Below are 26,881 nucleotides of genomic sequence, written 5' to 3' on the forward strand. Positions count from 1 at the left end.
CGAGAGCCTCACTCCTCGGTGCGGAAACCCGACGCCTTGTGGGTTCCGTCGCAGAGCGGCTTGATGGTCGACAGTCCGCAGCGGCACAGGGCGACGGTGCGGCGGGTACGGGGCACCTCCGCCCCCTCGCTGGTCAGGAGGTGGGCGTCACCGCGGACGAGGAGGGGACCGTCGGGGTAGGCCGTGATCGTGACGCGGTCGTCAGTCATCGTTCGTCCTCCGTGCGCAGCGACGACGCACCCCGCGACCACGCGTCCAGCATGTGTCGGCCGACGCGGTCGTCGACCTCGAGGCACGCGGCCGCGCCGAACAGGATGTCGGGGAGCAAATCGGGCCGGTCCTCGGCCAAGGCGCCGGCGAGGTCGCGTCCGGCGATCTGCTCGTGCACGGCGTCGGCCTCGACGTGCTCGTCGAAGTACCCGCACACATCGTCGCCGAAGCCGAGCCGGCGCAGCCCCTCGGCATAGAGACGGTTGGGGATCGAGGAGGTCATCTCGAACGCGGCGAGGTGACCGACGATCGCACCGAGCAAGCGGCGGTTGAGTCCGAACATCGACATCGTGTTGTGCGACGCGAGGGTGACGGCGGGAACGTCATCGACATAGGCGCCGTACGCGTCGGTGAGTCCGGCTCCGCGGACCGCCCGTGCGAACAGGGTCGCGTGAACGCGGTCGGGGCGACCGGCGCCGTACTCGTCGGACTGGATCTCGACGAGGGCGGCCTTGGGGCGGCCGGTCAGGCGGGGGATGGCCCAGGAATGGGGGTCGGCCTCGCGCAGCGTGTACACCGTGCGGTGCACGAGGAACTCGTGCGCCTGCTCGAGCGTGGCCTTGCGCGCCAGGTGACGCGAGAGGCTGGGGCCGCCCTCGGCGCCGGTCAGGGCGAAGAGGTCGCGGGCCACGGCATCCGCGGTGGGCGCGGGTGGTTGCGGGACGGCGATGCTCTCGCGCAGCGAGGCCTCGAAGGCCGTCTCGATGACGCGTCGGGTGGCGACGAGCGCGGGATCCCACTCGAGCTCGGCACGAAACGCCGCGATCGATCCGTACGACGAGGCATACAGCGCGAAGAGCGCGAGCTGGAGATCGTCGTCGCACGCGATGTCGGCGGTCGTGGAGACCGCCGCGTCGGCGAGTGCCGTGTGCCCGGTGGCGACACCGTCCACGAGGTGACGCAGAACCGCGGCGCTCACGGGTCCGCGGGCGTCGAACGGCACCAGCCGGGCCTCGACGTCGTCGACGGGCGCAGCGGGCGGGGGCGAGGACAGAGTCGGCGGCACCCAGGCACTGTGCGTCAGGGAGCGGCGGTTGTTCGAGACCCTTGACAAGCGGAGGCGCCCGGGCGAGGGAGCGGGTGGATGGGACCGCTCCCTCGCCCGGTGGTGATCACTGCTCGATGGGCTGCGGCGTGCTGTCGTGCGCTTCGATCACGCCCTCGCCGTCGTCGGTCGACACGGCGATGCGCCGCGGCTTCGCCTTCTCGCTGACGGGGATCGTGACCGAGAGCACGCCGTTGCGGTAGGCGGCGCTGATGCGCTCGGTGTCGATGCCCTGCCCGAGGTTGAGCTGTCGGACGAAGGATGCCGTCTCGCGTTCGCGGGTGATCCACTTCACGCCCTCGCCCGAACCGAGGGTGCGCTCGGCGCGGATCGTCAGCAGCTGGCCGTCGACGTCGATGTCGACCGACCCGGGGTCGACACCGGGCAGGTCGGCCGCGAGGACGTAGTGATCGCCGTCGCGGTACAGGTCCATCGGCATCCGGCGCGGACCACCGCCGCGGCGGGCGTCGAGGAGCGTCGACGCGAGGCGGTCGAGGTCGCGGAAGGGGTCGTAGGTGGCCATGGTCGTTCTCCTTTTCGATCAGTCCGGACGTGGCATCCGGGGCTCTAGAAGTTGAGTCATGTTCGCTCAACTCGGCAGAAGATTAGCACTCTCGGGTCGAGAGTGCCAAGAGGTCGGGCGCGCGATTGTGGCCCGCGTCGACCGCGCCCGCAACCCCCGTGCCGGACCCCTGCGAGGAAGCGTTTCGTGGCCGTCGATGCCGAGCCCCCCGGTCGGCGTCCCGACGACGAGGAGAGACATGTACTTCCACCGACAAGAACTCCAGCACAGCGCCACCCCCGACAAGCCCGACGCCGTCTACGCCCGCAAGCTCCAGGAGGTGCTCGGCGGCCAGTACGGCGAGATCTCGGTCGCGATGCAGTACCAGTTCCAGGCGTGGAACATGCACATGCCCGGCAAGTACCGCGACCTCGTGTTCGGTATCGGTGCCGAAGAGATGGGTCACGTCGAGATGCTCGCGATCATGATCGCGCAGCTGCTGGAGAAGTCGCCGCTCGGCATCACCGAGGAGGCCGTGCAGGACGACCCGACCGTCGCCGCCGTGATCGGCGGCACCGACATCCAGCACGGGATCGTCGCAGGCGCTGGTGCCCGCCCCGTCGACGCGAACGGCAACCCGTGGCAGGGCAGCTTCATCACCGCGAGCGGCAACTTGCTCGCCGACTTCACCGCCAACGCGAACGCCGAGATGCAGGGGCGCGTCCAGGTCGCGCGGCTGTATCACCAGACAGACGACCACGGCGTGAAGGACCTGCTCGCGTTCCTCCTCGCCCGCGACACGATGCATCAGAACCAGTGGGCCGCCGCGGCCGCCGAGCTGCAGGCCGAGGGCTACGAGCAGATGCCCGTGCCGAGCAACTTCCCCCTCGACAAGGAGGATCGCGACGTGTCGTACCAATACATCAACTTCAGCAACGGTGCGCAGGCCGGTGACGGCACCTGGGCCTCGGAGCCGACGCCCGACGGCAAGGGAGAGTTCACCTACCTCCCCGAGCCCCCCGCGGGCGTGCCGATGCCCCCGCCCACCAAGCCCGACGTGCGGTTCTACGGCACGACCGAGCTGCCGAACACGGTCGAGAAGCTCGCCGGGCGCGCGCAGGACGCGCTGCACAAGGAATGAACGGGATGGATGCCGCGGCGCCGGGGCCCTCGACGGTCCCGGCGCCGCGGAGCGGAGCGAGTTTCCCCGCGATGCGCGCGGCCAAGGTGCCGCGCTCGATCGTGGCGGGGCCGTACGGACACCCGTTCCATCCGGTCGCGGTGACCGTGCCCATCGGGGCGTGGTCGTCGAGCCTCGTGTTCGACCTGCTGGGTCTCGCCGCCGACGATCCCCGGGCGTTCGCGAAGGGCTCGCGCTGGCTCATCGCGATCGGTCTCGGCGGGGCAGTGGGGGCGTCGGTGCTCGGCCTGCTCGACATGTCGCGCATTCCGCGCGGAACGCCGGCTCGGCGGACGGCCGTCGCTCATATGGTGATCAACGTCACCGCGATGGCGCTGTTCTCGACCAGCCTCGTCGTGCGGGCGCTGGATCTCGCGCGGGTCCCGGTCGTGGCCTTCGGGCTCAGCGTCATGGCCTCCGCAGGGCTGAGCGTCTCGGGCTGGCTCGGCGGAAAGCTCGCCTACCGCTGGGGCGTGCGGGTCGCCGACGAGAACACCCAGCGCGAGGGCTTCGAGACGGCCGCCTGACCGATCGGTCCTCTCGACCGCGGGGGCTTCGACAGGCTCAGCCTCCTGTGGCGGGAGGTCCGTGAGCCTGTCGAAGGGACCGGAGGCTTCGACGGGCTCAGCCTCCCGTGGAAGAACGCGGGCGCCGCAGCGGCACGCGCGCCCAGCCGCCGCTCACCGCGCCGGGGTCGTGCTGCGCCTCCAGCACCGCGCCGCTGGTCGGTGTCGCGGGCCGGCGGCGCAGGCCGAGCGCGTGCTGCAGCGCGCGGATGAAGCGGTCGTAGACGCGCGGCGCGAGGAACTGCAGCGGACGGGTGACGAACTGCGCGGCCCCCACGCCCACCTCGTGCCGGCGTCCGCGCGTCACACGCACGATGGCGCGGGCCACGCGGTCGGCGGCGACCACCGGCGGGAGCGGGAAGGCGGTGCGCCCGGTGTAGTTCGCTGCGCGCTGGTAGATCGGGGTGTCGATGCTGGCCGGCAGCACGACCTTCACCCGGATGCCGCGGTGCGCGAGCATCTCCTGCCGCAGCGAGCGCGCGAAGCCGAGCAGACCGTGCTTCGCGGCGACGTACGACGAGACGTAGGGCCCGGCCACCTGCGAGTAGAGCGAGCCGACGAAGACGATCGTGCCGCCCCCGCCCGCGCGCAAGTACGGCAGCACGGCGCGGGCGGCGCGCATGTGTCCGAGGAGGTTCGTCTCGATCACCCGATCGCGCACCTCGTCGGGGGTGTCCTCGACCGAACCGTAGGAGAAGACCGACGCCGACCCCACCCACACGTCGATCCGTCCGAAGCGGGCGACCGTGGCATCCGCCGCCCGTGCCGGTCCGTCGGGGGTGGCGAGGTCGATCGAGAGGGTGAGCACCTCGGCCCCGCGGCGGCGGCATTCCTCGGCGGCCGCGGCGAGGGCGATCTCGTCGCGCGCGACGAGCGCGAGCCGGGCACCCCGGCGGGCGAAGCGCAGGGCCGCCGCCCGTCCGATTCCGCGCGAACCGCCGGTGACGACGACGACCTGACCCATGCTGTCCCCTCCGCGTGAGGCCTCGGCGGCTCCTCGCGGGGCGACGCTAAGCGGCGGGACCGGGCACCCCGAGGGGGTTGACGCCGGCCCGACGCGCTAACAGCGCCTCGGCGCACCCGCAACCCCGTGTGCGGTCCGCCCGTCCCCGCACGAGGGTGTGCGACATGTCGAAAGAACACGCAGGACCCGGGCGCACGCCCGACGGGGTAAGAGAGGTCGCCGACGGCGTGCTGATGATCACGCGCGCCCTCACCAACAGCTACCTCATCGCCACCGATGACGGCCTGATCCTCGTCGACACGGGATTGCCACGGTCGTGGCCGTACCTCGTCGCCGCCCTGGCCGCGCATCGCTCCGGTCCCGACGACTTGGTGTCGGTCGCCCTTACACACGGCCACTTCGACCACGTCGGCACCGTCGACCGCCTGCAGCGCGAACACCACGTCCCGATCCACGTGCACGAAGCCGACGTGCCGCTCGTGCGGCATCCCTACCGCTACGACCGCGAGGCGTCTCGCGCCCTGTATCCGCTCCGTCACCCCGGAGGCATCCCGGCTCTCGCGAAGATGGCCCGAGCCGGGGCACTCTCCGTCCGCGGTGCGGCCGCGCTCGGCGACATCCGCCCGGGCGAGCCGCTGCTGGGCGGCCTCGTCCCGATCGCGACCCCGGGTCATACCTACGGTCACACAGCGTTTCACCTCCCCGACCGCGACCTGCTGTTCACCGGCGACGCCCTAGTCACCCTCGACCCGTACACCGGGCGGGTGGGGCCGCAGATCGTCGCCCGCGCGGCGACCGCCGACAGCACCGCGGCGCTCGCGGTGCTCGGCGCCCTCGCCGAGACCCGGGCCGGCACGATGCTCCCGGGCCACGGCGACCCGTGGACGGCCGGGGCCGAACACGCGGTGCGGGACGCGCACGCCACCGGGGCCCACTGATCGCCCCGACCCCCCCCACATGGCCTTTCGTGCGGCCGGTGTCGCCCCGCGGGACGACCTCGCGCGCTCGTCATCGCGCGGTGCCGCGAACGCGCCTCGCCACGGTAGCGTCGTCGAGGTGACGGATGCCGCGGCGAAGCCGCCCCTCGTGCGGGCGCTGTGGGGCGCCACTCACCCCGGGCCGACGCTCGTGGTCACGGCCCTGTCGCTCGCGCTGGGCATCGCGGCCGGAGTGGAGCCCGCGCGTCTCGTGCTGCTGGTCGTGGCCGTGTTCGCCGGGCAGGTCTCGGTCGGATTGTCCAACGACGCGATCGACGGCGCCCGCGACGCGGCGGTCGGCCGCACCGACAAGCCCATCGCCGGGGGAGCGGTCACCCCGGAGCGCGCGCTCGCGGTGGCCGTGGCAGCCCTCGTCGTCGCGGTCGCGCTGTCGGTACCGCTCGGGCCGGGGCTGCTCGCCGCACACGCGATCGCCCTCGCCTCGGCGTGGGCCTACAACGCCGGGCTCAAGTCCACGCCGTTCTCGATCGTCCCGTTCCTGCTGAGCTTCGGGCTCTTCCCCTCGTTCGCGACGCTGTCGCAGTCCGATCCGGGCCTCGCCGCCCCGTGGGCCTCCCTCGCCGGCGCCGCCCTCGGCGCCGCCGTGCACCTCACCAACGTCGTCCGCGACCTCGACGACGATCGCCGCACGGGGGTGCGCGGCCTGCCGCACCGTCTCGGCGCGCGCGCCTCGGTCGTGCTCGCCGCGTTCGGGATCGTCGTCGGCGCGGTCGCGGTGCTCCTCGGCACGGATGCCACCCCGGTCGGCGTCATCTTCTTCGTCGCCGTGCTGGTGGTCGCGCTCGCCGCCGCGGTGCTGGTGTTCGTGCGGACACCGGGGCGGGCGGTGTTCCAGCTCACGATGCTCGCCGCTCTGCTGCTCGCCGCCCAGCTCGTCGCGACCTGAGCGACCTCCCCACGCTCCGGGACAGATGGCCCGGTGACGTGCTCACGCTGCGCCCGTGACGCGCGCGCCCCGCGGATTGGCGACCACCGCGAGCGGATGTGAAGCTGGCGGGATGACCCCTGTAGCCAAGATCACGGTCAGCCTCGCTTCGCTCGCGCTCCTCGCGGGGATGACGGCGTGCGCCCCGACTCCCGCGCCCACCGTCACCCCGGCGAGCACTCCCGAGGCTGAGTACCCGCTTCCCACGGCCACTCCGCCGATCACCGAACTGCCCGCCTGGGCGCGTAGCGACGACCAGCTGTGGATCGTCTACCCCGACGGCTTCGAGTGCTCCGGCACGGAGGGCTGCCCGAATGACTTCGTGGCGGCGTTCGGCGAGCCCGCCGATCCGCTGCCCGAGGGCGTCGCGTACTACGACGCCGAATGCATGGACGGCCGCTACGTTCAGCCGCTCGAGCAGTCGCCCTACATGACGGAGGGCAACACGATGCGCCTCGACGGCCCCGTTGTGAGCGCGCCGGACGTGCCGCCGGTCACCTGCAGCTGACGCTCGCGCATCCGAAGGCCTCGGCTCCTTTTCGGGTTGCGGGGCCTTCGTCGTCCACGGACGAGGCGGCGGTCGGACACGACGATGTCGCCCGCGGAGAAGAGGGATGGCCGGGTGGTGATTCCGTCGGAGACGGTGTCGGCACTGCCGGCGGTGGGGATGCCGAGCGGGTGCAGCTCACGCACGCCCGCCGCGACGCCGCGCGTCAGCCCCGCGCCGCCTGGTCGAACCGCATCGCGTACGCCCGAGTGAACACGGCGCCGCCCGGCCCGCGCAGCACGGTGCGCAGCGCGGCCGTTCGTGCCGCGTGCGCGGGGGCGCCGGCCGCGCGCCCGAGCAGCGTGTTCAGGAAGGCGAGACGCGCCGCGTGCCGCGCCGAGGCCAGGCGGTCGCGCTCCCACCGAGCGAGATCCGTGTCGTCCCCGCGCCGTACCCACGGTTCCAACAGGGGCGCGAGCGTCAGCGCGTCGAGCAGGCCGAGGTTCATCCCCTGACCGCCGATCGGGCTGACCTCGTGCGCCGCGTCACCCACCACGACCACGCGTCCGCGCCGCAGGGCCGGCGCCACCGCCCGCCGCACCCCGAACGTCGACGCGCCCGTGATCTCGAGCGCCGTCCCGGTGCGGGCGGCGACGGCGTCGCGGAGGAAGCCGTCGGCATCCGTCACCTCCCCACGGCCCGCCCACGCGACGAGTCGGCGCCGCCCGCCCGGCAGGGGGAACGACTCGACCACCCCCTCCCGCTCGAGGTGGACGCGGGCGACGGGCCCCCCGGATGCCACGACGTCGGCCATGACGTATGTATCGGGGTAGTGGTGCGTACGCACGGCCCCCGGGCGATACACGAGGTCTCGCCCCGACCACCCGGTGGCGACGACGACGACTCCCGCGCGGATCTCGTCCCCGTCGTCGAGCTGCGCGCGGACGCCGTCGCCCTCCTGGCTCAGCGTCACCACGCCCGCACCCCGCCGCACCGGTGGGGCGAGCGCGGTGAGCACCTCGATCGTGTCGGACTGCGGCAGCGCCGCCACGTACGGATGCCGAGCCCGCAGGCGATCGAACCGGATCCCGGCCAGCAGCCGGCCGTCGGCGCGGGCCTCTCCCCGCGAGATGCGCACGGCGCGTTGCCGGATCCCTTCCGTCGCCCCTGAGGCCTCGAGCAGTTCGAGGGCGGGCGAATGGATGCCGATGGCTCGCGTGCCCGCACCGGGATCGGCGCGTCGCTCGACGACCTCCACGGCGACGCCACGGGTGCGCAGATCGGCGGCGAGGGCGAGGCCGACCGGTCCCGCGCCCACGACGAGCACCTCAGTCACGCGCGCGCCCTCTCGCCGTGGCGAGCACCCGGAACGGCGCCGGTGTCTCGACGACCCAGGGCGTGCCCAGGGCGGCGGCCAGTTCTGCGGGGCGGTAGCTCCGGCGAATCGAGCGCAACCCGTCGACGCGCAGGAAGGTGCCGATCGAGAGCGGCGCGATGCCCACCGCGTACAGGCCGTAGGCGAGGCGCCCGCGCGCGATGTCGGCGTGCAGCACCGCACCGCGCGAGAGGGCGAGGCTGTCGTCGGCGAAGGCCGCGAGCGACGCGTCGTCGAGATGGTGCAGCACGTGGTTCGACAGCACGAGGTCGAACGTCTCGCCCGCCGCGATCAGCTCTCGCGAGCCCTGGGAGACGAACCGCACCCCGGGACGCTCCCGCAGCCGGGCGGCCTCGTGCGCGCGGGGGTCGGGATCGGCCCCCACCCACTCGACCTCGAGGCCGTCGCGCGCAGCGAGGGCGGCCAGACGCGCGACCACGTCGCCGCCTCCCGACCCGAGGTCGAGCACGCGGGCGGGGCGACCGAGAGCCGAGAGCTCGGGCCGCACGCGCGTGCGGTACACCCGGCCCCAGGCCGAGACGAGGCGGTTCACGACGTCGAACCGGCGGTAGGTCGCCGAGAGCGCCCGCGGATCGCAATCGGGATCGTCCATCAGCTCGGTCAGCGCGGTGTCGCGCCGCGCGAGACCGGAGAGCGCGCTCACGCCGAGGCGCGGCGCGCGGTGATGGTCGCCGCCTCCACGGTCAGTCCCGGACCGAAGGCCATCGCCGCCACCCGGTCGCCGTCCTTCAGGGCGGAGTCGGCGAGCAGGTCGCGCAGGATGAACAGCAGCGTGGCGCTCGACATGTTGCCGTGCCGGCGCAGCACCTCGCGCGAGGCAGCCAGGGCAGTGGCATCCAGTCCGAGGGCGCTCTCGACGCGGTCGAGGATGCTGCGCCCGCCCGGATGCACCGCCCATGCGTCGACGTCGGCGAGGTCGCCGAGCACGTCGGCGGCGATCGCCGAGATCTCGCGACCGATGATTCGCGGAACTTCGGGCGTGAGCGTCATCTCGAAGCCCGAGTCGCCGACGGTCCAGGCCATGTCCTTCTCGCCGTCGTCGGTGACGTGGGTGGCGAAGCCGTCGAGGTCGAGGCCGTCGCGCGAGGGATCCCCGGATGCCACGACCGCGGCGCCCGCGCCATCGGCGAACACCGAGGCGGCGACGATCTGGTCGGGGTGCGACGAGGTCTGCCAGTGCAGCGAGCACAGCTCGGTGCAGGCCACGAGCACGACCGCGGCGGGGTCGTTCCCGACGATCCGCGCCGCGAGGCGCAGCGCCGGGATCGCGGCCGCGCAGCCGATGAATCCGAGGTGGTACCGCTCGACGGTGGGGGAGAGCCCGAGGTCGCGCACGAGGTGGTAGTCGGGCCCGGGGGCGAACATCCCCGTGCACGAGACCGTGACGACGTGCGTCACGGCATCCGTGCCGTATCCGGACCCGTCGATCGCGGCGCGCGAGGCCGCGGCGAAGAGCCCCGGGGCGGTGCGGCGGTATTCGTCGTTGCGGGCCCCCGTCGGCGGCATGAGCAGGGTGTCGCCGTCGCGCACGGGGAGGCCGTCTCCGGCGGCACCCGCGAGCTGCGGCAGCACGACGTGACGGGTGTCGATCGCGGCGGCGTCGAAGGCGGCCCCGACCAGGCGCTGGGCCTTGCGGTCGAAGCCCGGCTGCGCGGCGAAGAGGTCGCGCAGCGTCGACTGGGTGACGCGGGTGTCGGGCAGGGCCGTGCCGATCGACACGATTCGGGCGGTCATGCCTCACTGTAGACACGCTTCGCGGGCCCCGGCGCGGGGATGGTGCGGGTGTCGCACGGCGTCTATGGTGCGGGCACGTCGGTGAGACCCGCGTCCCGTCGGGGTCAGGCCGCGATCGCGTCGCGCAGCAGCAGTCCGGCGATGGCACCCCGGTACTCGTCGATCATGCGGCGGCGGTCCAATCGTCCGCGGGCCGCGAGAGCGGCCCCGCGCAGGGCCGGACGCAGGGCGAGGGCGTCGCCCCACGCCTCGGCGATGGCGGCGACGTCGCGCGCGGTGACGAGACCGAACCCCTCCACCATGCGCGCGGCGTCGCCGACGTCGGTCGTCACGGGTACGGCCCCGGAGGCCGCGCCCTCGACCAGGCAAAGCGGAGACGCCTCGCCGAAGGCGCTCGTGAGGGCCACGACGTCGGCGATGCGGTACAGCTCGGGCATGTCTTCGCGCAGGCCCAACGCGTGCAGGGCGACCTCGTCACCGACCCCGCTCTGGGTGCGCAGCGCCCGGAACGCGGGGTTGTCAGCCGTCATCCCCGAGCCGCACATGAGGTAGTGCGTGGCGGGCGCGCGGCGCGCGTGCGCGGCGACGGCGCGGAGGAAGAGCCCCGGATCCTTCATCGCGTCGAAGCGAGCGGCCAGCAGCACCACGGGTGCCGACTCCGGGATGCCGAGGGCCGAGCGGATGCGACGGCGCTCCGCCCGCGTGCCCGGGCGGAAGCGGCGTGTGTCGATGCCGTTGTCGATGACCCACGCCTCGTGCGCCGCCACCCCGGCCCGCGCATAGGCGTCGGAGGTCGACAGGGCGCACGAGATGGTGGCCGTCACGGCGCCGGAGGCGGCGGCATCCGTCAGCCATCCCAGGGCGGGGCCCGAGTGTGTCGGGTCGGACCGGTGCAGGCACGCCGCGACGGGGACGTCGGGGAGCAGACCTGCCCGGTCCAGCGCGACGACGAGGCTCAGCGGCTGCTCCTTCAGCGAGAGCACGACGTCGGCGTCGCAGAAGAGAGCGGCGGCGTGGTCGAGCTCGGCCGCGGTGTAGTCCTCCGGGGCGATCGGGCGGTCGCCGGCGACGCGGTCGAACGCCGTGATCTCCACGCCCGCCTCGCGAAGGCGCCGGTAGCGCGTGTCATCGCGCGCGAGCTGCAGCGACGCGTCGCGGCGCGCGGACGCGGTGAGCGAGAGCACCCGGTGCTCCTGCGAGCCGTCGCGCGCAAGTCCCGCGACGACGTCGGAATGCAGGATGCGGGCTCCACCGGCGAAGAAGCCCTCGTAGAGGGAGAGCACACGGATGGATCGCGTCATCGGGGTCTCGTTTCAGCCGGGGAGAGGCACCGCGGATGCGGTCGTCCCATGCTGAGGCGTGGACCCCGTGGGCTGGGTTACGCCCGGGAGACCATCGTGTGAACGCCCGGACACGAGCCGACGCGCCGGCCCCCGGGGGAGGGACCGACGCGTCGGGTGAAGGGGCGGTGGGTCAGGCGCGGGGCGCGACCACCATCGCCTCGCCGGCGTCGCGTGTGCGCGACCAGGGCCAGCGCGGCGCCGTGCGCTCGCGCGGTTCGTCGGTCGATCGCGGCACGATGCCGTTGCCCATGGCGGTCGACATGGCGATGCTCCACACCGAGCCCGCCTGCTGTCCGCTCTGCTGTCCGTAGATCATGATGTGCTCCTCACTCCCGTCTCCCGACGGGATGCCCCGTCTCCCGACGGGCGTCTCGACCTCCGTCATAACCCGACGCGGGTCGCGGCGGTGCCCGCTTGACAACGGTGACATGATGCGCATCCCGGCGGCGCCGCCGGCCGCGGGGTGGAGCGAGCCCGGTGCCCCACCCCGCGGTGTCCTCACGCGCCGCGAACGGTCTCTCCGGCATCCTGCGCGCGGTCCCGCACGGTGGAGACGGCGTCGGCGGAGTCGTCCTTGACGTGCTGCACCGCTTCGGCGGCACGATCCTTGACTGCGTCGACGGCCTCGCCCGCGGGTTCCTTCAGGTCGGCGACGATGTCGTGCGCGACGTCCTTCGCCTCGTCGATCAGCGGAGCCGCCTTGTCCTTCGCCTTCGCGGCCGCGTCGCGTTCGGCGCGCGAGGGCGGGATGAGCGAGGCGAGCACGAGGCCCGCGCCGAAGGCGACGAGCCCGACGGCGAGCGGGTTCCCCTTCACCGCGTGGCCTGCGTCGTGCGCGGCGTCCCCCGCCCGGTGGGCGAGGCCGGATGCCGTGCTCCCGGCATCGTCGGCGACCCCCATCACGCGATCGCGGACGCTGCGGACGGCGCCGTGCAGCTTGCTCTTCTGCCGATCGACGATCTTCGAGGGCGTCACCTTGTCGGCGAGGGCATCGACGTCGGAGCCCAGGTCGGCACGGGTGCGCTCGATCTCGGCGCGGATGGCTTCCGGTGAATCGGTCATCGGTTCTCCTCATTCCTTGCGAATGCTTCCGGTATCTCCTGAAGGGTGGCCGCGGTCTGCGGCATCCCTTCCACGGTCTTGAGGCGGCTCCGGCCGATGGCGAAGAGGATCCCCGCGACCACCGCCCAGATCACGGCCACCACCACGGCCGACCAGGCGTGCCCGATCAGCAGCGCGAGCGCCTCCCAGAGCGCGATCGAGAGGAAGAGCACGACCATGCCGGCCGCGTATCCTGCGCCACCGAGCAGCCCGGCGCCCTTCGCCGACTTCGTCGCCGACTCCTTCACCTCGGCCTTGGCGAGAGCCAGTTCCTGCCGCATGAGCGTCGACATGTCGCGAGTGACCTCGCCGACGAGTTCGCCCAGCGACGTCGTCGCAGCCCTCTGCTCAGAGGGTGTCGGGTCGGTCATCAGAACCTCCCTCACGTGCGCCGTCGAGGCGTGCCGCCGACTCGGTGTACAGCGGCGGGTCGTCGACGTCGGCCGTCAGGCCCGTGCCGTCGCCGACAGGCTCGGTCGGCCGCGTGCCGTCCACGACCGGGACGATGGGCGTCGCGTCGACGACGCCGACCGGGGGGACATACCCCTCGAGCCTGTCCGCGCCGTCGTCGCTGGCCCGGACCGCGGCGTCCGCATCCGCATAGCGCGGACCGCCGAGCGTCGCGGGAGCGGACGCACCCGAGTCGTCCGACGCGGCTCCGGCGGCGATCGCGCGACTGAGCCGGCCGACCACGACCCCCGCGATGGCCGCGACGGCGATGAAGGTGCCGGGGCGACGACGTGCGAACGCGGTGACGTCTTTCACGAGCTGCTGAGGGTCGCGATCCGCGAGCCACGAGCCCACGGTCGACGCGTGCTCCGCTGCGCGGCGCACCACCTCACCCGCGATCCCGCCGCCCTCGTCGGCGTCGGCCATGCGGGTGAAATCCTCGCCCAGGGAGCCGAGCCCGTCCGCGAGGCGTTTCTGCTGGGTCGCGGCCTGGTCCGACAGCTCACGGCCCGACTGCGACACGAGGTCGCCGATGCGCGCCTTTGCCTCGCCGGCGACGGCGGCCGCTTCGTGGGCGCCAGACTGCGCGACCTCCTGGGCGGCGTGCCCCGCCGTCTTCGCGGTCGCCGATGCCTCCTGCGCGGCGGCTCCCGCCTTCGCGGCTGTGCCCGAGTCCTCGTCCTGAGACGTGGTGAATTGCGACATGTTCGCTCCTTCCGTGGCGTTGGGGTGTCCGGTCTAGGTCCGGAACCACCGCTGCGGCTCGGGCCTTGCCCCGGTGCGGATGGCGTGCAACGCGCGAGGCGGCCGGTTCGCTTCGGAAAGCGTCCGATGGACGGACCCGCCCGACGGCCGGTCGCAACGGTCGTGCGCGCCGCCGCGGAATGAGTACGATCATGGGTCGTGCAGTCATCCGAAGCCCCGCTGTCGCCCCTCCCCGGGTCGGCGCTCGGGCGTGCCCTTCTCGCCTACGGTGAGGCGCGGCGCACCGCCGCCGCCGAGGCTCGCCGCGCCCTGTCGCTGAACGAGCTCGATGCCCGGGCGCTCCTGTTCATCGGTGACAACCCCGGAGCGCGCCCCTCGCACGTGCGCGACCATCTCGGCATCACCTCGGCCGGGGTCACCACCCTCATCGACCGTCTCGTCCAGCGGGGAGCGGTCAAACGGGATCTGGACGCCGAGGACCGCCGCGTGAACCACATCACGGCCATCGTCGATCTGGATGCCCCGCCGTGGTCGGAGCTGCGGGCGTTCGACGCGGCGATCGAGGATGCCGTCACCCGCATGGACCCGGCCTTGGCCGACCGCGTGGCCCGGGTCATCGACGAGCTCGTCGCGCACGCGCGACGCTGACGGCGGGGTGCGACGCGGGCATCCGGTCACGCGTCCGGCTGCCGCGACTTCGCGACGTCGCCTCGGGACCCCGCGCACCGAGCGTCGGTGACGGACGGCACGCGACGCGCCGGGTCGAATTATTCAGCGGCCGCGAGGAAGGCTTCCGAGCGGGCCTGGAGGAACGAGCACAGCGCGGCCAGGGTCGCGAGTTCTCCCGCGAGGGCCATCACGCGGCCGGCCGGCAGGGGAGCGGCGTCTTCGCGCGGTTCGAAGGTGACCGACCAGTCGGTGGCGCCCTGCTCGGAGCCGGGGGCGACGTAGAAGGTGGTCGATACGCTGCGCAGCTGGGCAGCGATCAGTCCGGCATCCCCGCCGTCGTCGTTGTCCTGCGGGATGACGCGGAGGATGTCCGCGTCGTCGTAGCCGAGGGCGCGGAAATCGTCGATCCACGACTGCAGCGTGGTCACTGTGCGAAACGGCATCGGGTCCCCTCGACTGGCGGGGCGCCGAACGGGCGCCGCACCCATTATGACGGCGGCCGGACGCATGGAGGGGGAATGACGGTGATCGCATCGACGGCACCGGGATCGACGGCGAGGGGGAGGGAGACCATCGGACGTTCCAGCGCGAAGTCACGAGCTCCGCGCCGGAACGCCTCCGACCACCGCGCCGGGGAGCGGGAGCGGTCGGGTCGCTGCATCGAGATGCCGCCTGCGAATGCTCGCCGCGGTTCGGCGACGGGTCAATGCGCGCCGCGCGATGCTGCGCTTCGCGGCTGTTCACTCGCGTCCCGCGGCCGACGACGCCGAAATGCGCATTTTCCGCATTTTGATGGATACGGTGAATGCGGATGGGGGGTCATCCGCGCCGACCGTCGCCGGTCGGGTGCGTCATCGTCGATCTGTGCATTGCGGCGCGTGAGAGCGTTCCCATACCGGCGGGCGTCCTTCGACGCAATGGTCTTGCCGCACATTCTCGGACGATTTAGGAAGCCTGCGTGGAGCATACGAACATCGAGACCCGCGACGCCGAGACGGTGGAGCACCTGTGGCAGACCATCGTCCCGGGAGCCCGCATCGCCCGCGCGGATGCCATTCAGCCCGCGATGGCGTGGCACGCGGCGTCCGAGCCGGGATTCGGCTTCTGCGACTACACGATCGGGTCGACGATGCTGGTCGAATCCGACCCCCTCGATCAGGTGGTGGTGGGCCGCATCGCCGGCCCGCGGGTGGTGGGGACCTATCGCCGCGAACGCATCGACACCGCGGTCCCCTTCATGGTGGTCGACCGTCCGCTGGAGATCGCATTCACGGGTCGCATCGCGGGCACCGGCGTCTCGTTCACGCGGACGGAGTTCGACGACGCCGCGCGTCGTCTGTCGGGGGATGAGGGCTTGCGCGTCCGGGCGACGGGCCATGCCCCCGTGAGCGAGCAGCGTCTGCGCTATTGGTCGCGCACGTGGGAGTACACCCGCGACGTGCTGTTGCGCTCGCCCGAGCGCACCCCGCTCATCCAGCAGCAGGCGCGCACGCTCATGCTCGAAGCCTCTCTCATGACCTTCCCGACGACCTTCACCGACGCCCTCGCCGCCGGCCGGCCGTCGCGACCCCTGCCCGCGCCCGTGCGTCGGGCGAAGGCCTACGTCGAAGCGCACGCCGCCGAACCCGTGGTGCTCGCCGACATCGCGGAGGCGGCACGCTTGTCGCCGCGCGGCCTGCAGTACGCCTTCCGTGCCGCCACCGGTCGCACGCCGATGCAGTATCTGCGGCGGGTGCGCCTCGACGCCGCGCGGGCGGAACTGCGCAGCGCCGACCCCTCGGTCGAAACGGTCGCGGCGATCGCCGCGCGCTGGGGTTTCTCGAACCTCGGCCGCTTCGCCGCCATGTACCGCGGGGAGTTCGGCGAGACGCCCTCGTCGACCCTGCGCTCCTGACGCCGGTCGGTGCGACCGCCGGTCAATGCCCGGCGCCGAGGCCGCCGCTGAGGCGATCGTGGAAGCGGGCCGCGGTGTCGTTCATTCCCTCGAGCTCGACGGTCGTGCCGAGGTGGGCGTACTTCGTGCGCACCGCATCGAGCGCGGCGACGGTCGAGGCGTCCCACACGTGCGAGCGCGACAGGTCGATCACGACGTGCGCGGGGTCGCGGTGGTACGCGAACCGGGTCGTGAGGTCGTTGCTCGAAGCGAAGAAGAGCTCGCCCTCCACGACGTAGCGGGCGGTGTCCCCCTCGACGGAGCGGGTGACGCTCGTCAGCGAAGCCACGCGGCGTGCGAACAGCACCGCGGCCGCGACGACGCCCACTCCGACACCGATCGCCAGGTTGTGCGTCCACACCGTGACGGCGACGGTCAGCACCATGACGATGGTCTCGCTCAGCGGCATCCGGCGCAGGGTCGAGGGGCGGATGCTGTGCCAGTCGAAGGTGGCGATGGACACGACGATCATCACGGCCACGAGAGCGGCCATCGGGATGATCGCGACGACGTCGCCGAACGCCAGCACCAGGAGCAGCAGGAACACGCCGGCGAGGAACGTCGAGATCCGGGTGCGTGCCCCCGAGGCTTTGACGTTGATCATCGTCTGGCCGATCATCGCGCAGCCGCCCATTCCGCCGAACAGGCCCGACAGAACGTTCGCGGCGCCCTGGCCGAGCGATTCGCGCGTCTTCGACGAGGGGGTGTCGGTGATGTCGTCGACGAGGGCTGCCGTCATGAGCGACTCGAGCAGGCCCACGATGGCCATCGCCACGGCGAACGGGAAGATGATGCCGAGCGTGTCGAGGGTGAACGGCACGTTCGGGATCAGCAGTGCGGGCAGGCTCTCGGGCAGGGCGCCCTGGTCGCCCACGGTCGGGACCGAGATGCCGAAGACCACGGCCGCACCCGTGAGCAGCACGATCGCCACGAGCGGAGCGGGGATCGCCTTGGTCACGCGCGGCAGCAGGTACATGATCGCCAGGCCCGCCGCGGCGATCGGGTACACCGCCCACGGCACCCCGATCAGCTGCGGCACCTGCGCGATGAAGATGAGGATGGCGAGGGCGTTCACGAACCCGACCATGACGCTGCGCGGGATGTAGCGCATGAGCTTCGCGACCCCGGCGAGTCCGAGGATCACCTGCAGGATGCCGCCGAGGATCACGGTCGCGAGGAGGTAGTCGACGCCGTGCTCGCGGGCGACGGGGGCGATGACGAGCGCGATCGCTCCGGTCGCCGCCGAGATCATGGCGGGACGCCCGCCGAGGAACGCGATGGCCACGGCCATGACGAACGACGAGAAGAGTCCGAGACGCGGGTCGACGCCGGCGATGATCGAGAATGCGATGGCCTCGGGGATGAGGGCGATCGCCACGACGAGACCGGCGAGCACCTCGCGGGTGAGCAGGCGCGGGGAGCGCAGCGCCTGCAGGACGGTGGGTTCGGGGCGCGGTCGCGCGAGGACGTCGGTCATGTCGATGCTCCTGAGGGGGGCTCGGTGGGAACCCGCGGCGGCGCGGGGAAGAATAGAGGGGTCGCAACCGCGACCGAGAAGAACTCTACCGTAACGTGAGGTTTGCGGGATCGGGGATGCCATGACCGAGGAGCGTCCGATGCAGATCGGCGAGCTCGCCGAGCGCACGGGGCTGTCGATCCGCACGCTCCGCCACTACGACGAGATCGGCCTGCTGCGCCCCTCGGCCCGCACCGAGGGCGGCTTCCGGCTCTATACCGCCGACGACGAATCGCGCCTGCTGCTCATCCGACGCATGAAGCCGCTCGGATACTCGCTCGAGCAGATGGGCGAGCTGCTGAGCGTCGTCGACGGTCTCGAGGCCGATCCCGGCGACACCGCACTGCGGGATCGATTCGCCGGCATCCGCGACGAGGCGCAGCAGCGCCGCGAAGACCTGCGCCGCAAGGTCGCCGCTGCCGACGAGTTCATCGCGCAGTTGGAGGCGCGATGACCGCCCACGACATCACGCTCGAGGGGCACGGCATCCGTCTCTCTCCCGCCGACCCGTCCGACGCCGCCGCGGCGTGGCCCCTCACCGACCCCGACCTGTGGAGTCGCATGACGACGCCGTGGCCGGCCTCGGTCGACGCCTACGCCGCGCACGTCGAGCAACAGCTCGCCACCCCGGGGCTGTTCGCCTTCACCGTGCGGGATGCCGGCACCGGCGTCGTACGCGGATCGACCACGTTCTACGAGTACGTGCCCGCGCAGGGGCGGGTCGAGATCGGGACGACGTGGTACGGACGCACGTTCCAAGGCGGGAAGACCAACCCCGCCGCCAAGCTCCTCCTCCTCGGCCACGCCTTCGAGACCTGGGGAGTCAATCGCGTGGCGCTGCGATGCGACGCGCGCAACGAGCGCAGCGCCCGCGCCATCGAGCGGCTGGGCGCGACGCCGGAGGGGCGCCTGCGCCGGCACCGCGTCGCGCCGGACGGCTCCGTCGCCGACACGCTCTACTTCTCCATCCTCCGCGACGAGTGGCCCGACGTGCGCGCCGGTCTCGAGACGCGACTGTCGTCCGCCGAGCCCGGCGCGCGCGCCTTCGATGCCGAGACGACAGCCCGCTGACGACCCGGCGACATTCTGCAGTCGAGATGTCCGTCGCACGCCGTCTCGTGGACGCTGCGGCAGGGCGGGTCAGCCGGCCGCGGCCTGCGCGGCGCGGCGGCGGGCGAACTCCCGGGCCTCGGTGAACAGTTCGAGATCGATCTGCACGTGACGGCGAGCGAGCTCCGCCGCCTCGTCGGGGGCGGCCGTGACGATCGCGTCGACGATCGCGTCGTGCTCGCGCGCAGCGCGGGACTCCATGCGTCGATGGCTCTCGCGGTCGCCCCACGGGTGGGCGGGGGCCGAGAGCGAGAGATGGCGCTCGTGCTCGAGCAGGATGTCGCGCAGGGCCGTGTTGTGGGCCGCGTCGATGATCGACAGGTGCAGCAGGCTGTCGGCCCGCTGCTTCGGGTCGCCCGAGGGTGCCGCGTGGAAGGCGGCGAGGCGGTCGCGCATCGTGGCGATGTCGGCATCCGTGCGTCGTTCGGCCGCAAGCCGAGCCAGTGACGAGTGGAGCATCGAGCTCGCCGTGCAGGCGTCGACGAGGTCGCTCCAGCGCTCCTCGAACCACCGGTCGACGCCGACGACCACCGAGTCGGGCCAGTGCTGCGCCACGAACGTCCCTCCGCTGCGGCCCCGGCGGCGTTCGATCAGCCCGCGGGTGGAGAGGTCGTCGAGGGCGGCGCGCACCGTCGTGCGGCCCACTCCGAGCAGGGGCGAGAGGTCGCGTTCGGCCGGCAGCCGCGTGCCGGGCAGGAATTCGCCCACCGCGACGGCGGTGATGAGGCGCTCGGTCACGCGCTCCACCAGGGAGGCGTCGTCGGTCTCGGCCATGGGCTCCCGTCGTTTCCCCCATGTTAAATCCGCAGAAAAGGTTTGCCAACACACCTTTAACGGGTCCACGATGACTCCATGCAACGCGAGATCACCGTTCCGTTCCACGACGGATTCACCTGGGCCCGCCTGACCGAGCCCGCAGAACCCACCGGCCGCGCGCCGCTCTTCGTCCTCCACGGCGGCCCCGGTATGGCGCACGACTACGTGAAGAACCTCGACGCCCTCGCCGAGATGACCGGCCGCACCGTCGTGCACTACGACCAGATCGGCTGCGGACGCAGCTCGCACCATCCCGACGCTCCCGTCGAGCAGTGGGTGCCGCAGTTCTTCGTCGACGAGTTCCACCATCTGCGCGGGGCGCTGGGCTTCGACGAGTATCACGTGCTCGGGCAGTCCTGGGGCGGCATGCTCGGTGCGGAGATCGCCGTGCGCCGGCCGGCGGGGCTTCAGGGCCTGATGATCTGCAACTCCCCGGCATCCATGCAGCTCTGGCTCGAGGGCGCCGCACGCCTGCGGTCCGAGCTGCCCGCCGAGAACCGCGAGGCCCTCGATCGCCACGAGGCCGACGGCACGCTCGACCACCCCGACTACGTCGAGGCCACCCGCGTCTTCTACGAGCGACACGTCTGCCGCATCACGCCCATGCCGCAGGACTTCGTCGACAGTGAGGCGCAGATGCTCGCCGACCCGACGGTGTACCACACCATGAACGGTCCCAACGAGTTCCACGTCGTCGGCACCGGCCGCGACTGGTCGATCATCGACCGCCTGCCGCAGATCGCGGTGCCCACCCTCGTCGTGGCGGGGGAGTACGACGAGGCCACGCCCGAGACGTGGGCGCCGTTCGTCGAGCGCATCGCCGGCGCCCGCTCCCACGTCTTCGCGGGAGCCAGCCACTGCACGCACCTCGAGATGCCCGACGTCTTCCGCGGCGTCATCGCCGGCTTCCTCGCGCCCCTTCCCTGACGCGCCCCGAACGAACTCGCCCCGCCCCCACCGCACCCGCCCCACCCGAACCCGAATCAGGAGCCCCGATGTCGAAGTCCGCCCCCGAAGCCCAGCAATCGCTGGAATCCTTCGGCTACAAGCAGGAGCTCAAGCGCTCCATGTCCACTCTCGACCTGGTCGTCTACGGCCTGGTCTTCATGGTGCCGATCGCCCCCTGGGCGATCTTCGGCGTGGTCTACAACGCCGCGAGCGGAATGGTGCCGCTGGTGTACATCACCGGCGTCGTGGCCATGATCTTCACCGCGCTGGCCTACGCGCAGATGTCGAAGGCCTTCCCGATCGCCGGTTCGGTCTTCTCCTATGTCGGTCGTGGCATCCACCCCACCGTCGGCTTCTTCGCCGGGTGGGCGATCCTGCTCGACTACCTGCTCGTCCCCACCCTGCTCTACGTGTTCGCGGCGTCGTCGATGGCCGGCATCTTCCCCGACGTGCCGCAGTGGATCTGGGCCGTCGCGTTCGTGATCATCAACACCGTCATCAACGTGCTCGGCATCGGCTCGATCAAGCTCGCGAACCGCGTCATGCTCGGCATCCAGCTCCTCTTCGTGGTGATCTTCGTCGTGATCGCCATGGTCGCCCTCTCCTCCGGGGCGATCCCCGGGGCCGAGTTCTCGACCGCCCCGGTGTGGGATGCCGAGAAGGTCAACCCCGCGCTCATCGCCACCGCCCTGTCGATCGCGGTCCTGAGCTTCCTCGGCTTCGACGGCATCTCGACCATGGCCGAGGAGTCCACGGGCGACCGGAAGTCGGGCGGCCGCGCGATGATCATCGCCCTCCTCGTCGTGGCCGTGCTGTTCGTCACGCAGACGTGGTTCGCCAGCGCCCTGGCCGCCGGAACGATCGCGTTCTCGGACGACGACGTCAACAACGCTTTCTTCCTGCTCGTCGCGCAGGCTGCGGGATCCGGCTGGGCCACGGCGTTCCTGGCCGTCAACGTGGTCGCGGTCGGCATCGCCAACGCCGTCGCCGCTCAAGCCGCCACCTCACGACTGCTGTATTCGATGAGCCGCGACCGGCGCCTTCCCGCTTTCCTGTCGAAGGTGAACGCGCGCCAGGTGCCGCTCGCCGCGATCCTGTCGGTCAGCGCGATCTCGCTCGTGCTCGTGCTGTTCTTCGTCGGCCAGATCGCGGTCATCTCGTCGCTGGTGAACTTCGGCGCACTGCTCGGCTTCCTGCTGCTGCACGTCTCGGTCGCGGTGTACTACCTCGGTAAGAAGAAGTCGAAGAACTACCTGCTGCACCTCGTCGTGCCGGTGATCGGGTTCCTCATCATCGGCTATGTGCTGCTCAACGCCGACATCACCGCCAAGGTGGGCGGCATCCTGTGGCTGGCCGTGGGCGGCGTCGTGTACGCCGTCTTCGCCCGCAGGAACGGTGGCGCCACCGGGCCCCTGCCCGAGCACGCCACCGCGACGGCCGGAGAGGGCGGCGGCGAGGTGGCCTCGTGACGAGCGTCACCCACGCGCTCGGCAAGGAGCTCGGCCGTCCGGGCTTCGACGCCGCGGTCGCACCCGTCCTGCGCGTCACCCCCGGCACGGGCGAGACGATCTCCTTCGAGACCGACGACGCCGTGTACGCCGAACTGCACGAGCACGGGGATCTCGCCGCCCTGCGCGCCCCGATCAACCCGATCACCGGGCCCGTCCACGTCGAGGGCGCGATGCCCGGCGATGCGCTCGCGGTGCACGTGCACGAGATCCGCCTCGGGCCGTACGGCTGGTCGCAGAGCCTGCCGGGGGCCGGCGCCCTGCAGCACCGCATGCCCGATCGGGTCGTCAGCCGTCGCATCCCGATCGACGCCGAGGGCGTGCACCTCACCGATCGCCACGTGGTCGCAGCGCGTCCGATGATCGGGTGCATCGGCACCGCACCCGCGGCGGGCGTGAACTCGACCGTCATGCCGACGACGTCGCTCGGCGGCAACATGGACCTCACCGACGTCGCCCCCGGCGCCACGGTCTACCTGCCCGTCGAGGTCGAGGGTGCGCTGCTGTCGATCGGCGACATCCACGCCGTCATGGCCCGCGGCGAGTCGTCGTTCGTGGCGATCGAGGCCGCCGGCGTCGCGGTGGTCTCGATCGATCTCGTGAAGGATGCCGGCTACCGCGCGCCGCGCGTCGAGACCGCCGACGAGTGGATCTTCGTCGGTCTCGGCGACCCGGTGCAGGAGAGCATCCGACGCGGATACGAGGACGTCTTCGACACCCTCGTCGGCGCACACGGGTGGGACGCGATGGACGCCTACGCCGTGATGAGCGCGGTCGTCCACAGTGAACTGGGCGGGCCCACGGGGTCGACGGCCCCCGACCCCCTGCACCCCTTCCGCGCGGTCGGGGCGGTGACGCTGCACCGGCTGCCGAAGGACGTGCTTTGACGCGACCGGGCGAGCGCCGCGGCTGCGGCGTGCGCGCGGGCTCGCGCCGCGCGGGGCGGGAGCTGGTTCCGACACCCGCCTCGCGCGGTCGGACGCGGCCCGTGACTCGGGCGGGCTCGGCAGCCGTGTAAGCTTTCCTGTTGGAAGTGTGTCCGAGCGGCCTAAGGAGCATGGCTGGAATCCATGTAGGCGGGGTAACTCGCCTCGCAGGTTCAAATCCTGTCACTTCCGCCACACGAAGAGCGTCATCCTCGAGATCGAGGGTGGCGCTCTTCGGTGTTCAGCCCACGCTCGCGCTCTCGCGCTCGGCATCCACCGCCCCCGGGCGCACCACGAGCGAGCGGGGCAGCACTCGCGCGAGCGCGCGGCGGGCCGGGGTCGCCCGCGCGAGCAGGCCCGCTCGGACGCGATCGACCGCCGCGGCCAGCGCCGGTCCGTGCGCGGGGTCGGGCGCGTCGCCGGCATAGCTGACGCGCTCGAGGGCCTCCCGCAGCAGGTCGGCGTCGTCGGCGGCGACGCCGTGCTCCTCGACCAGTCGCGCGGCGAAGGCGCGAGGCGATTCGGCGCCGGGGGCCGGGATGCCGAGATCCATCGCGTCCTCCCGCAGCGCGGTCCACGCGGCCACGGCATCCCCCGCGCCCGCGGCGTTCAGACGTCGGCGGCGCCGGACGACACGCAACAGCGCCGGCACGAAGGCGGCCACGAGCAGCGCCAGCACCACGATCCCGACGGGCACCCAGGCGGCGCCCGGACGCGCACTCGTCGCCGCGGCGCCGGTTTCCACGGCCCCCACGTCGCCGCGGTCGGCCGACGAGGGCGCCGATGACGGCTGGGCGTCGGGGGCAGCGGCATCCTGTTCGGGGGTGGTGGGCGTGGCGCCGCCGTTCGAGGTCGATCCCGATGCGAAGTTCGTCGGCACCCCGAGGCTGTTCGTCGGTTCGAAGGGCACCCAGCCGATGCCCTGGAAGTAGACCTCCGGCCACGCGTGCAGCTGGCTCGAGGTAACGGTGTACTCGGTGCCACCCTGCTGGGGGATGCTGGAAGCCGTTCCCGGCAGGTATCCGACGACGATGCGCGACGGCATGCCGAGCGAGCGCGCCATCACCGCGAACGCGGAGGCGTAGTGCACGCAATATCCCGCGCGCACCTGCAGGAAATCGGCGACCGCGTCCAGTCCCGCGCCGTCGAAGCCCGCGTCGACCGGTGCATCGAGCGAGTACCGGAACGCGCTGCTGCGGAACCACGTCTGCATCGCGAGCAGGGCGTCGTAGGGGGTCGAGGTCCCGGCCGTCACCTCGCGGGCCGTGTCGCCGATGACCGAAGGCACATCGGCGGGCAGGGCGCTGACATCGGCGCTCAGGCCGGGGTCGCCCACCGACCGGCTGCGGATCTGCTCGAGCGTCGGTCGCGGCACACTCGCCTGCACCTCGTACTGCTGATCGCGCGTGGAACCCGCACGCGTGACGACCGTGCGATTCTGCGGCATCCCGAGCCACTCGCCGTCGAGCCCGGTGACGGTCGCGGCGGGGTAGGGCACGGGCAGCCAGGGGCTGTCGAGGGCGTCGACGGTGACGTCGGTGGTCCAGTCGACGCGGGCGATGTCGGCGTCGGTCTCGACCGGGCTGAACACCGCTCCGTCGCCCGGGACGGGCACGGTGTCGGAGCTGTCGGGCGACCAGACCGCTCCGTCGAAGCGGGAGAGGGTCACGGCCCGCAGGTACGGCGCCGTCGGGGCCGTCGTCCGCACGATGAGCACGTCGACCTCGCGCGGTTGGCGCAGATCGTTGCCGAGCTCGAGGTTGGGGTTGATGGTCGTGCCCGTGCCGCCCGATCCGCCGGTGGCGAAGCGCAGGCCGGGCTGGGGGAGGAGCGGGGTGGCGACCACGGCGACGATCACGGCGACCACGGCGACGGCGAGGGCCGTCGCCGAGACCCCCAGTCGACCGGGCGCGCGGGCGGAGGGCCGCCGCGGCGCGGGAGCTGCGGCGCGAGCCCGCGTATCGATGCGGAGCAGGAAGAGCAGCGAGGCGGCCAGCAGCACGAAACCGGCGACGTCGACGTCGGAAGGGATCGCGATCGTGGGGATGAGCGAGACCGCGACCAGGCCGACGCCCGCGAGCAGCGGCATGCGCGCCGTCAGCACGACGTGGTCGAGCACGAGGGCGAGGGCGCCGACCGCCGCGACGAGCAGGAAGCTCAGCCCGGCTTCGGGCGGCACGGGGGCCACCCCGAGGCGGATCTCCTCGGAGGCGCCCGAGAGCAGCCCCGGCACCGTCGCGAAGGTCGCCGGGGTGGGGATGACGCCGAGCAGGGCGGTCGAGCGACCGAACAGCAGCGTGAGCCCCACGATCCAGACCGCCGCCTCGATGATGGTGGCGACCACGGCGGGGAGGTGCGCGAGCCGCACGAGCAGCCCCGCCCCGAGCACCGCGGCGGACAGGGCCGCCGCTCCGGCCACCCACGCGCCGGGGGCGATCACCGAGAATGCGGGCAGCAGCGCCGCGATGATCGCGACGTACAGTCCCGCCGCCAGCAGCGCGGCGTCGCGCCGCCGCCGGGCGGTGCGCAACTGCGTGATGTCAGCGACCGACACGGGCGTACCCCTGCTCGATCGCGTCGTCCCATGCCGCGGCCACATCGCCACCGGGATGCACCTGCGCCGCGCGCCAGCCGCCCGCGCGCAACGAGTCCAGATCCGCGCGCTCGGCCACGACCAGCAGCATCGGAAGGGCGGAGCGCTGGGCCACGGCCCTGAGGGCCTCGAAGTCGTCTGCCTGCAAGGCCCCGGTGATCACGATCAGGGGGCCGGTGAGGCCCGCCGCCGTGGCGGGGACGACACGTCGTGCCGCGTCGTCCGGGCGCGCACGCAGGCTCGCGAAGGCCGCCGCGGTCGCACGGGCGTCGGCGTCGTCGCCGCCCTCCACCGGATCGGCCAGAAGCTGACCGTCGCTGTCCACGACGTCGACCGTGTACCCCTCGTGCACGAGCCGTGCGACCGCCGAGACGCATGCCGAGACGGCCGTCTCGAACGCCGCGTCGCCGCCGGGGGCGTGGGCGGCCACCGGAGACCAGCGCGACAGGGCGCGGTCGAGCACGATCGTGGCCGCGGGGCTCGCCTCCTGCTCCTCCTGACGCACCATGAGCGTGTCGCGGTGCGCGGTGGCCCGCCAGTGGATGCGGCGCATCGAGTCGCCGGGCGCGTACGGGCGGGCGACGAGGTTGTCGGCGCCCTGGCCGATCTGCAGCGTCGTGGTCTGCCGCGATCCGCCCGCTTCGCCCTCGGCGACGGGGAGGGCCGCGAGTTCGCGCACCGTCGGCGCCACGGTCACGGCGGTGGTGCGGCCGAGGGCGATGCGCCGGCGCACCAGCCCGAACGGGTCGGTGGTGGTGACCTCGAATGGTCCGAGGGCGTGCACCCCCCGCGCAGCCCCCGTCACGTCGTAGCGCACCTCGATCGTGGAGGCCGTACCGCTGAGGCTCGACGAGATCGTCGGCGACGCCCCCTCGGCCGTCCCCGTCAGTCCCGCCGGCAGCGCGTCCCGCCACCGGCCCGGAGCCGTCGGCAGTGCGCTCTGGATACCCGCGCGAACGGTCACGCTCGCGGGCCCCCCGACCTCCGGCACCTCGGGCGAGACGACACGCGTGACGGCGCCCGATCCGCGGGTCAGCAGCAGAGCGACCGCCGACGCGACGAGCAGCGCCGCCAGGAGCGTCGCGAAGTACAGCAGCTCGGGGATGCCGGCGCGCTGGGCGATCACGAAGGCCGCCACGGCGAGCAGCAGCGCCCCCGTGCCGCGCACCGTGAACGGCCAGAACCGCCTCACCCGG

At 72.4% G+C, this 26,881-nt stretch carries 29 protein-coding genes and 1 tRNA gene; 13 read left to right on the forward strand and 17 right to left on the reverse strand.

From position 1 onward, the window contains the following. Positions 1 to 8: 8 nt before the first annotated feature. The 3 genes from AB0N80_RS08025 to AB0N80_RS08035 form a co-directional block, all read right to left on the reverse strand. Entirely contained in the window at positions 9 to 209 is a 201-nt protein-coding gene (locus AB0N80_RS08025) for a CDGSH iron-sulfur domain-containing protein (protein ID WP_315994936.1), read from the reverse strand. After that, entirely contained in the window at positions 206 to 1,174 is a 969-nt protein-coding gene (locus AB0N80_RS08030) for an iron-containing redox enzyme family protein (RefSeq protein WP_363578641.1), read from the reverse strand. The genes AB0N80_RS08025 and AB0N80_RS08030 overlap by 4 nt, the downstream gene beginning before the upstream one ends. A gap of 208 nt (positions 1,175 to 1,382) precedes the next feature. Next, positions 1,383 to 1,838, reverse strand: a complete 456-nt coding sequence (locus tag AB0N80_RS08035; RefSeq protein WP_363578407.1) for an Hsp20/alpha crystallin family protein — start codon at positions 1,836 to 1,838, stop codon at positions 1,383 to 1,385. Positions 1,839 to 2,076: 238 nt separating this feature from the next. Here AB0N80_RS08035 and AB0N80_RS08040 point away from each other — a divergent pair, with 238 nt between their 5' ends. Both AB0N80_RS08040 and AB0N80_RS08045 read left to right on the forward strand, forming a co-directional pair. Then, positions 2,077 to 2,958 (forward strand): manganese catalase family protein, encoded by an 882-nt coding sequence (locus tag AB0N80_RS08040; protein WP_363578408.1) that lies wholly within the window; start codon positions 2,077 to 2,079, stop codon positions 2,956 to 2,958. Positions 2,959 to 2,963: 5 nt separating this feature from the next. Next, positions 2,964 to 3,524 (forward strand): DUF2231 domain-containing protein, encoded by a 561-nt coding sequence (locus tag AB0N80_RS08045; protein ID WP_363578409.1) that lies wholly within the window; start codon positions 2,964 to 2,966, stop codon positions 3,522 to 3,524. A gap of 97 nt (positions 3,525 to 3,621) precedes the next feature. Here AB0N80_RS08045 and AB0N80_RS08050 read toward each other — a convergent pair whose 3' ends face one another. Then, positions 3,622 to 4,527, reverse strand: a complete 906-nt coding sequence (locus AB0N80_RS08050; RefSeq protein ID WP_315994932.1) for an SDR family NAD(P)-dependent oxidoreductase — start codon at positions 4,525 to 4,527, stop codon at positions 3,622 to 3,624. A 164-nt stretch (positions 4,528 to 4,691) separates the two neighbouring features. On the opposite strand from AB0N80_RS08050, the gene AB0N80_RS08055 reads away from it, so the two are divergent. The 3 genes from AB0N80_RS08055 to AB0N80_RS08065 all read left to right on the forward strand — a co-directional run bounded on the left by AB0N80_RS08055 (position 4,692) and on the right by AB0N80_RS08065 (position 6,958). Continuing rightward, entirely contained in the window at positions 4,692 to 5,465 is a 774-nt protein-coding gene (locus tag AB0N80_RS08055) for an MBL fold metallo-hydrolase (RefSeq protein ID WP_363578410.1), read from the forward strand. Positions 5,466 to 5,484: 19 nt separating this feature from the next. Then, positions 5,485 to 6,411, forward strand: a complete 927-nt coding sequence (locus AB0N80_RS08060) for a UbiA family prenyltransferase (RefSeq protein WP_315994930.1) — start codon at positions 5,485 to 5,487, stop codon at positions 6,409 to 6,411. Positions 6,412 to 6,523: 112 nt separating this feature from the next. Further along, a complete protein-coding gene (locus tag AB0N80_RS08065; protein ID WP_315994929.1) occupies positions 6,524 to 6,958 on the forward strand; it encodes a hypothetical protein in 435 nt (144 codons plus the stop codon). Positions 6,959 to 7,163: 205 nt separating this feature from the next. Here AB0N80_RS08065 and AB0N80_RS08070 read toward each other — a convergent pair whose 3' ends face one another. From AB0N80_RS08070 to AB0N80_RS08105, 8 genes are all read right to left on the reverse strand, one after another. Then, positions 7,164 to 8,273 (reverse strand): NAD(P)/FAD-dependent oxidoreductase, encoded by a 1,110-nt coding sequence (locus tag AB0N80_RS08070; RefSeq protein WP_363578411.1) that lies wholly within the window; start codon positions 8,271 to 8,273, stop codon positions 7,164 to 7,166. Next, entirely contained in the window at positions 8,266 to 8,976 is a 711-nt protein-coding gene (locus tag AB0N80_RS08075) for a methyltransferase domain-containing protein (protein WP_363578412.1), read from the reverse strand. Before AB0N80_RS08075 ends, AB0N80_RS08070 begins: the two co-directional genes overlap by 8 nt. Continuing rightward, the gene (locus AB0N80_RS08080) at positions 8,973 to 10,067 is read right to left on the reverse strand and encodes a type III polyketide synthase (protein WP_363578413.1); all 1,095 of its coding nucleotides are present in this window, start codon (positions 10,065 to 10,067) and stop codon (positions 8,973 to 8,975) included. Before AB0N80_RS08080 ends, AB0N80_RS08075 begins: the two co-directional genes overlap by 4 nt. Before the next feature lie 104 nt (positions 10,068 to 10,171). After that, on the reverse strand, positions 10,172 to 11,368 hold the full coding sequence (locus AB0N80_RS08085; RefSeq protein WP_363578414.1) for a glycosyltransferase: 1,197 nt from the start codon (positions 11,366 to 11,368) through the stop codon (positions 10,172 to 10,174). A 172-nt stretch (positions 11,369 to 11,540) separates the two neighbouring features. Continuing rightward, complete coding sequence (locus tag AB0N80_RS08090; protein WP_363390106.1) at positions 11,541 to 11,726, reverse strand: hypothetical protein; 186 nt, start codon at positions 11,724 to 11,726, stop codon at positions 11,541 to 11,543. Between the two features lie 182 nt (positions 11,727 to 11,908). After that, positions 11,909 to 12,472, reverse strand: coding sequence for a DUF3618 domain-containing protein (locus tag AB0N80_RS08095; protein ID WP_315994923.1), 564 nt, complete (start codon positions 12,470 to 12,472; stop codon positions 11,909 to 11,911). Next, positions 12,469 to 12,882 (reverse strand): phage holin family protein, encoded by a 414-nt coding sequence (locus tag AB0N80_RS08100; RefSeq protein ID WP_363578415.1) that lies wholly within the window; start codon positions 12,880 to 12,882, stop codon positions 12,469 to 12,471. Before AB0N80_RS08100 ends, AB0N80_RS08095 begins: the two co-directional genes overlap by 4 nt. Then, positions 12,860 to 13,666 (reverse strand): hypothetical protein, encoded by an 807-nt coding sequence (locus AB0N80_RS08105; RefSeq protein WP_363578416.1) that lies wholly within the window; start codon positions 13,664 to 13,666, stop codon positions 12,860 to 12,862. The genes AB0N80_RS08100 and AB0N80_RS08105 overlap by 23 nt, the downstream gene beginning before the upstream one ends. Before the next feature lie 198 nt (positions 13,667 to 13,864). On the opposite strand from AB0N80_RS08105, the gene AB0N80_RS08110 reads away from it, so the two are divergent. Next, a complete protein-coding gene (locus tag AB0N80_RS08110; RefSeq protein WP_363390101.1) occupies positions 13,865 to 14,314 on the forward strand; it encodes a helix-turn-helix domain-containing protein in 450 nt (149 codons plus the stop codon). 119 nt (positions 14,315 to 14,433) lie between these two features. Here the strand turns inward: AB0N80_RS08110 and AB0N80_RS08115 are convergent, their stop codons facing one another. Beyond that, a complete protein-coding gene (locus AB0N80_RS08115) occupies positions 14,434 to 14,778 on the reverse strand; it encodes a hypothetical protein (protein WP_315994919.1) in 345 nt (114 codons plus the stop codon). 515 nt (positions 14,779 to 15,293) lie between these two features. Here AB0N80_RS08115 and AB0N80_RS08120 point away from each other — a divergent pair. Continuing rightward, the gene (locus AB0N80_RS08120) at positions 15,294 to 16,229 is read left to right on the forward strand and encodes an AraC family transcriptional regulator (protein ID WP_315994918.1); all 936 of its coding nucleotides are present in this window, start codon (positions 15,294 to 15,296) and stop codon (positions 16,227 to 16,229) included. Between the two features lie 22 nt (positions 16,230 to 16,251). Here the strand turns inward: AB0N80_RS08120 and AB0N80_RS08125 are convergent, their stop codons facing one another. Continuing rightward, entirely contained in the window at positions 16,252 to 17,745 is a 1,494-nt protein-coding gene (locus AB0N80_RS08125; protein WP_363578417.1) for a SulP family inorganic anion transporter, read from the reverse strand. Positions 17,746 to 17,866: 121 nt separating this feature from the next. On the opposite strand from AB0N80_RS08125, the gene AB0N80_RS08130 reads away from it, so the two are divergent. Together AB0N80_RS08130 and AB0N80_RS08135 are read left to right on the forward strand one after the other, a co-directional pair. Further along, the gene (locus AB0N80_RS08130) at positions 17,867 to 18,238 is read left to right on the forward strand and encodes a MerR family transcriptional regulator (protein ID WP_363390093.1); all 372 of its coding nucleotides are present in this window, start codon (positions 17,867 to 17,869) and stop codon (positions 18,236 to 18,238) included. After that, positions 18,235 to 18,855 carry a GNAT family protein gene (locus AB0N80_RS08135; protein ID WP_363578418.1) on the forward strand — a complete coding sequence of 207 codons (621 nt, stop codon included), beginning with the start codon at positions 18,235 to 18,237 and terminating at the stop codon, positions 18,853 to 18,855. Before AB0N80_RS08130 ends, AB0N80_RS08135 begins: the two co-directional genes overlap by 4 nt. 69 nt (positions 18,856 to 18,924) lie before the next feature. On the opposite strand, the gene AB0N80_RS08140 is transcribed toward AB0N80_RS08135, so the two are convergent. After that, positions 18,925 to 19,668, reverse strand: coding sequence for a GntR family transcriptional regulator (locus AB0N80_RS08140; RefSeq protein WP_315994914.1), 744 nt, complete (start codon positions 19,666 to 19,668; stop codon positions 18,925 to 18,927). 78 nt (positions 19,669 to 19,746) lie between these two features. Between AB0N80_RS08140 and AB0N80_RS08145 the strand changes: the two genes are divergently transcribed. The 4 genes from AB0N80_RS08145 (at position 19,747) to AB0N80_RS08160 (ending at position 23,287) form a co-directional block, all read left to right on the forward strand. After that, positions 19,747 to 20,637 carry a proline iminopeptidase-family hydrolase gene (locus tag AB0N80_RS08145; RefSeq protein WP_363578419.1) on the forward strand — a complete coding sequence of 297 codons (891 nt, stop codon included), beginning with the start codon at positions 19,747 to 19,749 and terminating at the stop codon, positions 20,635 to 20,637. Between the two features lie 68 nt (positions 20,638 to 20,705). Further along, positions 20,706 to 22,127, forward strand: a complete 1,422-nt coding sequence (locus AB0N80_RS08150) for an APC family permease (RefSeq protein WP_363578420.1) — start codon at positions 20,706 to 20,708, stop codon at positions 22,125 to 22,127. Then, the gene (locus tag AB0N80_RS08155) at positions 22,124 to 23,053 is read left to right on the forward strand and encodes an acetamidase/formamidase family protein (RefSeq protein WP_363578421.1); all 930 of its coding nucleotides are present in this window, start codon (positions 22,124 to 22,126) and stop codon (positions 23,051 to 23,053) included. The genes AB0N80_RS08150 and AB0N80_RS08155 overlap by 4 nt, the downstream gene beginning before the upstream one ends. Positions 23,054 to 23,195: 142 nt before the next feature. Beyond that, a tRNA-Ser gene (locus AB0N80_RS08160) sits at positions 23,196 to 23,287 on the forward strand. A 46-nt stretch (positions 23,288 to 23,333) separates the two neighbouring features. On the opposite strand, the gene AB0N80_RS08165 is transcribed toward AB0N80_RS08160, so the two are convergent. Continuing rightward, positions 23,334 to 25,646, reverse strand: a complete 2,313-nt coding sequence (locus tag AB0N80_RS08165) for a DUF3488 and transglutaminase-like domain-containing protein (protein WP_363578422.1) — start codon at positions 25,644 to 25,646, stop codon at positions 23,334 to 23,336. Further along, entirely contained in the window at positions 25,633 to 26,877 is a 1,245-nt protein-coding gene (locus tag AB0N80_RS08170) for a DUF58 domain-containing protein (RefSeq protein ID WP_363578423.1), read from the reverse strand. Before AB0N80_RS08170 ends, AB0N80_RS08165 begins: the two co-directional genes overlap by 14 nt. Positions 26,878 to 26,881: the final 4 nt, after the last annotated feature.

It is taken from the genome of Microbacterium sp. NPDC089188, from assembly GCF_040685155.1.
Classification (GTDB): Bacteria; Actinomycetota; Actinomycetes; order Actinomycetales; family Microbacteriaceae; genus Microbacterium; species Microbacterium galbum.

Coding starts and splice junctions, on each gene's coding strand:
- AB0N80_RS08150 (WP_363578420.1), top strand. CDS start 20,706: ATGTCGAAGTCCGCCCCCGAAGCCCAGCAATCGCTGGAATCCTTCGGC.
- AB0N80_RS08105 (WP_363578416.1), bottom strand. CDS start 13,666: ATGTCGCAATTCACCACGTCTCAGGACGAGGACTCGGGCACAGCCGCG.
- AB0N80_RS08025 (WP_315994936.1), bottom strand. CDS start 209: ATGACTGACGACCGCGTCACGATCACGGCCTACCCCGACGGTCCCCTC.
- AB0N80_RS08060 (WP_315994930.1), top strand. CDS start 5,485: ATGGCCTTTCGTGCGGCCGGTGTCGCCCCGCGGGACGACCTCGCGCGC.
- AB0N80_RS08090 (WP_363390106.1), bottom strand. CDS start 11,726: ATGATCTACGGACAGCAGAGCGGACAGCAGGCGGGCTCGGTGTGGAGC.
- AB0N80_RS08045 (WP_363578409.1), top strand. CDS start 2,964: ATGGATGCCGCGGCGCCGGGGCCCTCGACGGTCCCGGCGCCGCGGAGC.
- AB0N80_RS08135 (WP_363578418.1), top strand. CDS start 18,235: ATGACCGCCCACGACATCACGCTCGAGGGGCACGGCATCCGTCTCTCT.
- AB0N80_RS08125 (WP_363578417.1), bottom strand. CDS start 17,745: ATGACCGACGTCCTCGCGCGACCGCGCCCCGAACCCACCGTCCTGCAG.
- AB0N80_RS08055 (WP_363578410.1), top strand. CDS start 4,692: ATGTCGAAAGAACACGCAGGACCCGGGCGCACGCCCGACGGGGTAAGA.
- AB0N80_RS08130 (WP_363390093.1), top strand. CDS start 17,867: ATGACCGAGGAGCGTCCGATGCAGATCGGCGAGCTCGCCGAGCGCACG.
- AB0N80_RS08035 (WP_363578407.1), bottom strand. CDS start 1,838: ATGGCCACCTACGACCCCTTCCGCGACCTCGACCGCCTCGCGTCGACG.
- AB0N80_RS08085 (WP_363578414.1), bottom strand. CDS start 11,368: ATGACGCGATCCATCCGTGTGCTCTCCCTCTACGAGGGCTTCTTCGCC.
- AB0N80_RS08065 (WP_315994929.1), top strand. CDS start 6,524: ATGACCCCTGTAGCCAAGATCACGGTCAGCCTCGCTTCGCTCGCGCTC.
- AB0N80_RS08040 (WP_363578408.1), top strand. CDS start 2,077: ATGTACTTCCACCGACAAGAACTCCAGCACAGCGCCACCCCCGACAAG.
- AB0N80_RS08095 (WP_315994923.1), bottom strand. CDS start 12,472: ATGACCGATTCACCGGAAGCCATCCGCGCCGAGATCGAGCGCACCCGT.
- AB0N80_RS08100 (WP_363578415.1), bottom strand. CDS start 12,882: ATGACCGACCCGACACCCTCTGAGCAGAGGGCTGCGACGACGTCGCTG.
- AB0N80_RS08050 (WP_315994932.1), bottom strand. CDS start 4,527: ATGGGTCAGGTCGTCGTCGTCACCGGCGGTTCGCGCGGAATCGGACGG.
- AB0N80_RS08080 (WP_363578413.1), bottom strand. CDS start 10,067: ATGACCGCCCGAATCGTGTCGATCGGCACGGCCCTGCCCGACACCCGC.
- AB0N80_RS08145 (WP_363578419.1), top strand. CDS start 19,747: ATGCAACGCGAGATCACCGTTCCGTTCCACGACGGATTCACCTGGGCC.
- AB0N80_RS08115 (WP_315994919.1), bottom strand. CDS start 14,778: ATGCCGTTTCGCACAGTGACCACGCTGCAGTCGTGGATCGACGATTTC.
- AB0N80_RS08140 (WP_315994914.1), bottom strand. CDS start 19,668: ATGGCCGAGACCGACGACGCCTCCCTGGTGGAGCGCGTGACCGAGCGC.